This window comes from Nonomuraea sp. NEAU-A123 (assembly GCF_018603905.1).
Taxonomy (GTDB): domain Bacteria; phylum Actinomycetota; class Actinomycetes; order Streptosporangiales; family Streptosporangiaceae; genus Nonomuraea.
Genome location: NZ_JAHFZZ010000058.1, coordinates 1 through 5,079, shown reverse-complemented (window position 1 = coordinate 5,079; position 5,079 = coordinate 1). Strand labels below are relative to the sequence as shown.

The following is a 5,079-nucleotide window of genomic DNA, read 5'->3' as shown; positions in this document are numbered from 1 at the left end:
CGGGCACTTCTGGTCCCCGTCCTACTTCGCCGCCTCCTGCGGCGGTGCCCCACTATCGATCATCAAGGAGTACATCGAGAACCAGAAACGACCCGGCTGATCTGCCTATCCAGACCTGCCCGCTACTGCACCACTCGGGCCGGGAGGCCCTTCCGCGCTGTCGTTTCCTCCCGGGCGTAAACGCCCGGGGTTCCACGCCAGAATCCGCTGAATAAGACGCGCCGCCCGTTTCCTCCGCCAGCTCCCGCCGAGGCCAAGCCACCAGCGCTACCGATGCGACTCAGGAAGGCGCAGCGATCCGCCCGGAGCCGAGGTGGCCGTACGATCGCCGGAGTACTCCTCCTGACCACCCCGTTGCTGCGCCCGCGCCACGAGAACGCGCTGCAGGACCCGGGGAATCGACCGCGAGCCACTGTCGCTGGTCGGCCCGCGGTGCGGCAAGGGAGACGCACGTCACATTCGTTCCTGTCACATCTCGCCGAGCTATTCCGTCTATCCGTCAGAGATGTTTGACCACCGACAACGGCAGAGGAGTCGACCATGGATGCACGTCTGAACGTCTTCGGCAACCCCACCGCGGGCAAGTTCCTGAAGCACATCATCTCGGCGAACAAGGTGCTCTCGGACTCGACACTACCGGCCGCGACGCAGGAGCTGGTGAAGATCCGCGCCAGTCAGATCAACGGCTGCGGTTTCTGCACCGACATGCACACCAAGGACGCCGCGCACGCCGGGGAGACCTCGGTACGCCTCAACCTGGTCGCGGCCTGGCGGGAGGCCAAGGTGTTCACCGATGCGGAGCGCGCCGCCCTGGAGCTGGCGGAGCAAGGCACCCGCATCGCCGACGCGGCCGGTGGCGTCACGGACGAGGCTTGGGCGAACGCCGCCAAGCACTACGACGAGGACCAGCTCGCCGCTCTGGTGTCCCTCATCGCCCTCATCAACGCCTTCAACCGGTTGAACGTCATCGTCCAGCAGCCCGCCGGCGACTACCAGCCCGGCCAGTTCGGATAACGAGGAGCACCTGGCCGGGACCGCGGGTGCCATCTCGCACCAGCAGCGGCACACACCCCGGGCACGGCCCACCGGCGCCCGGGGCATTGTTCTGGTACGCCCCGGGTCCGACTGATCCAAATGAGTCGGTTTAGGACCCAAGATCAACTGATCTGGCACGCGGGTGAAATGGCACCACAAAAGATCAAGGCCTTGTCCCGGACCTGGCCTTACTTTAGTGAAACAGGTGACGGGAATCGAATCCGCGCTGTCAGCTTGGGAATTGCAGCGCTCACGGGCAATAAACCATAGGTTCCCTGGCCAGCACAGTTACGGGGTTCACCCTTCACTACCGGGTTTAATGACACGCTAATCACCCGACGACTACCGTAACCCCGCAGGTCAGGGCCCAGAGGCGCTATGAACACGCGGGACGGCACGTGGCCGATTGCGGGTGTAGGGATTTAACCAGTGCCGCAGCTTCCTGGAGAAGTTGTTTTTCGCCCTCGCCCAAGGTTGGGTTGGCGCTACGTATTGCCAAAGCTCTTGTGAGGTCAATTGAATGCTCAACGTGGCTGAGTAGGGATACCAGAATGGTGCGAGGCTCGAGCGCTTCCATCCGCAGGCCTACTGCGACCTCCGCCAGGATCAGCGCAGATATCCCCCAGTCCAGTGCTGGCGCACCCTCCGTTGTGTTACTCCAGTCGATCACCATTGGCTCAGCGGCGGTCAATATCACATTGTCCGGGTGCAGGTCGAGATGGAGAACACGATCCGCTGGATCGGTTGAGGTTCGCGCTGGGAGAGCGTGGAGACGATGCAGCAGTCTCGCAAGAATCGCACCCGCTTCTTGTGGAGAGATCGTGCCCTGTTGGAGCGCCTCCACCATGGTTTGGCCGTGCAACCGTTCCATAGTCAATTCACTGCCGGCGTTCGGGGCGACGCGCGGGACCGGATAGCCCCTATTGAAGAGGTACGACATTACCGACGCTTCGGCCGATGCATCTCGGCCGTCCCGATACCGGCGAAGCACCCATGCGTCATTGATCGCGAACACATCCGCAGTGCGGCCAGAACCGATGAGGGGACCGATTTGCATAGCAGGAGCATAGGACGGCGACGGTGTTAATCAGTGGTTGGCGTCCCGCGGTCATGGCGTCCATGGCGCAGTTGATGACCCGCATGGACCACTCGTTCACCCGAGTCATGTACCGGCACACCGCGATGGAACGTGATCGAGGCACCGCCGACTCGCCCGGCGCCCCGGGAATGTCAGTGCCATCGCCTGACATCACCAAGAAGCCGGCACCGCGCCCGCCCACTTCCGGAGCCTTTGCCTGTTCCGTTCATATTGCTCACCGTTCCACATGCTTGCATGCTAAAAGTGGGAGTTCGGTGGTGATCTGGGAAGGGGACCTTCGTGAGGATCGGCTCCGTGAAGCGGCCTGAACGTGTTGCTGTCATCGGAGTAGGCATCCTCGGAGCCAGCGTGGGCTGGAACCTGTCCCGGCACGGCGTCAAGGTGGTCTTCATCGACGCAGGCCAGCCGGGCGAAGGCGTCACCAACTGGTCTTTCTCGTGGGTCAATGCCAGCAACAAGACCGCGCGCAAGTCCTACTTCGACCGGAACGTCGCGGGCATGGCAGCGCACCGTGAGCTTGCCAGGACCATCGGGCCGGACTCATGGTGGCATCCCAGCGGCCACCTGCGCTGGGCAGACGATCCCGCAGCGGAGGCGCAGTTCCTGAAAACAGCCGAACTGCTGGCTAGCTGGGACTACCGGGTCGAGCTGCGCACAGGGGCCGAGGTGCGCCGCCGCCTCGAACCTGCTCTCACAATGCCCGACGAGGCTCCAGTCTTGTTCTACCCCGACGAAGCCTGGGTGCACGGACGTCATCTCGTCCGCCGCCTGGTCGGCCAGGCCGTTGCATCCGGCGCCGAGCACCGGTCCGGCACCGCGGTCTGTGACATCGGCACCGGTGCCGACGGGAGCATCCGGACAGTTGCTCTATCCGATGGGAGCTGTCTCGACGTCAACGCCGTCGTGAACGCAGCAGGCCCCAGCGCCTCCCACGTCGCAGAGCTCATCGCACGGCACTTGCCGATGCGCCGGGAACCCGGCGCCATCACCCGGATCAGCTGTGCTCAGGTCCCGATTCACCGGGCCATGCACGCGCCTCACATCGAGATCCGTCCTGACGGAGACGCCTCGATGGTCCTCCACAGCCGCGAGATCGACGCACTCATCGACACAGACGAAGATCCAGCGGAACTCGCACGGCTGCTCCACGAATCGGCGCGGCAGGTCGTTCCCGAGCTCGGCAACTCCCGCATCGTACAGACACGGGTAGCCAACCGGCCCATCCCAGCCGACGGATTCCCCTCGGTGGGAGCGGTGCCGTCTGTGCCGGGCTACTACGAGGCCGTTTCCCACAGCGGCATCACGCTCGGGCCGGTAATCGGCCGGCTGCTTGCTTCGGAGATCCTCAGCGGGAAGAGAGATGAGATGCTTGCGGACTTCCGCCCGGAGCGGTTCCCCCCGTGACAACCCGGGCAAGCGCCACCAGTACCGCGACCAGGCGGGTGCGTCTCCGTCCGCGCCCGAAACGGGCCCATAAAGCCGCACCGCCGCGCGCCCCCGCGTCACGCGAGCCGCAAAGACCGGACGGTCCTCTACCTCTGCTGCTCCACCCCGCGCACGAGTTACCCGCGTCTCGCGGTTGAGCGCCACACCAAGAGACGTGTTGCGAGCGGCACCAGCCGCAGAATGTCAGTGCCATCGCCTGACGTCACGATGACGCCGGAACCGCGCCCGTCCCTTTTACACCGGATTCCGGACGCCACTGCAGAAAGTCGTTCCTGAGCGACCGTGGTTGCCCCCTCGTCACCCTGGCTAATGGCCCGACAACCAGAGTCTGACCTTGGAGGCTCGTGGTTGGTACGGTGATCGTCATGGGAGCTGGCGAGGCATCTCTGCGGCTGGTGGACGTAACGTCGGCGTTAGAGGCGACTCTCACCGCCCTGAGGGCTGTGGGGGCCGATCCGATGTACCGCGTGGGTGGCACAGGTGCCGCTCTGCTGCAAGGTGTTCATCTTCCTGTCGGAGACGTTGACCTCTTGGTGGCTCGGCGGGAGGACGTGGACACGTTCGCTGCCGCTCTCTCCTCCTTTCCCTGTCTGTATGCGGCATCTTGGTTCCCCGAGAGTTCGCAGTATTTCGCTAGGTACGAGGTGAACGGGGTCCATTTAGAGATCAGCACGGTTGAGCAGGAGACCGATTCAGATGGGATGGAGTGCATTGGCCGTGGCCCGTGGCAGCACTACGTCTTGATCACCTGTGGCTCGTATCGTGTTCCTGTGGTGCGCCTGGAATTGCGGTTGGCCACAGAACTCTTGCGTGATCGGCCCGATCGATACGAACCTCTCCTCGACCATATGGCCATGCAGGGGTTCGATGCTGATCTGCTGGATAGGGCTATGGCTGCTCGTGGTCTTTCGGTGGAACGACAGCACTTGGTCAACGACCGTCTCGCCCATTCCTCTCCCCGGTCCCGATAGCTGCCAGGGATCGGCGACTCGCACCAGTGGTTCCGTCAAGGGTGGCACTTGCGCCATCGCGTAGCGACGCCGTAGGCGCCTCACGGTTGACCCCTCGTTACTCTCTTAATGGCACGACAATCAGGCCACGACCTGGTGTTTCTCGTGCAGCGCGCACCTCGCCCACAGCTCCGGGAGGGTACCGGGTGGTAATGATCGTGAGCGGTCGTGTGGGCCTGATTCAGTACGCGTCGCAGTAGTGCGCCGTCGCCTGGTTCTCCCCCGACCCTCCTCGTAGCTGCCGATCCCCAGGGCGAGGCCACCGTGTCAACGGTCAATGAAGTTGATCGCGTAGCGACGCCATAGGCACCCTTGACGTCGGGGCCTCGACCGGGACGCTGGGGAAGCGAGAAGGACGTGTACACAGATTGAATGCGTAGAGTCTTAGCCTCGTGACGGATCGCTTTTGGTGCGGTACGACCGAGGTATGCGGTACGGGCAAAGGGGTGGGTACACGCCTGCGGAGCAGGAGCGGCGGGAGTGTGTACG

Annotated in this window: 5 protein-coding genes; 4 read left to right on the top strand and 1 reads right to left on the bottom strand. The window is 63.7% G+C overall.

Features of this window, described 5'->3' with window-relative positions:
• Both KLK06_RS59240 and KLK06_RS59235 read left to right on the top strand, forming a co-directional pair.
• Positions 1-100: transposase (locus KLK06_RS59240; protein ID WP_214644722.1), on the top strand; the 100-nt coding region annotated here is incomplete at its 5' end.
• 440 nt (positions 101-540) lie between these two features.
• A complete protein-coding gene (locus KLK06_RS59235; RefSeq protein WP_214644721.1) occupies positions 541-1,014 on the top strand; it encodes a carboxymuconolactone decarboxylase family protein in 474 nt (157 codons plus the stop codon).
• 397 nt (positions 1,015-1,411) lie between these two features.
• Here the strand turns inward: KLK06_RS59235 and KLK06_RS59230 are convergent, their stop codons facing one another.
• Positions 1,412-2,092, bottom strand: coding sequence for a phosphotransferase (locus tag KLK06_RS59230; RefSeq protein WP_214644720.1), 681 nt, complete (start codon positions 2,090-2,092; stop codon positions 1,412-1,414).
• Positions 2,093-2,413: 321 nt separating this feature from the next.
• Between KLK06_RS59230 and KLK06_RS59225 the strand changes: the two genes are divergently transcribed.
• Both KLK06_RS59225 and KLK06_RS59220 read left to right on the top strand, forming a co-directional pair.
• Positions 2,414-3,538, top strand: coding sequence for an FAD-dependent oxidoreductase (locus KLK06_RS59225; protein WP_308169070.1), 1,125 nt, complete (start codon positions 2,414-2,416; stop codon positions 3,536-3,538).
• Positions 3,539-3,945: 407 nt separating this feature from the next.
• Entirely contained in the window at positions 3,946-4,551 is a 606-nt protein-coding gene (locus tag KLK06_RS59220) for a hypothetical protein (RefSeq protein WP_214644718.1), read from the top strand.
• Positions 4,552-5,079: the final 528 nt, after the last annotated feature.

Bases quoted from the DNA above. Each gene is read 5' to 3' on its own strand.
- KLK06_RS59235 (WP_214644721.1), top strand. From the start codon at position 541: ATGGATGCACGTCTGAACGTCTTCGGCAACCCCACCGCGGGCAAGTTC.
- KLK06_RS59230 (WP_214644720.1), bottom strand. From the start codon at position 2,092: ATGCAAATCGGTCCCCTCATCGGTTCTGGCCGCACTGCGGATGTGTTC.
- KLK06_RS59220 (WP_214644718.1), top strand. From the start codon at position 3,946: ATGGGAGCTGGCGAGGCATCTCTGCGGCTGGTGGACGTAACGTCGGCG.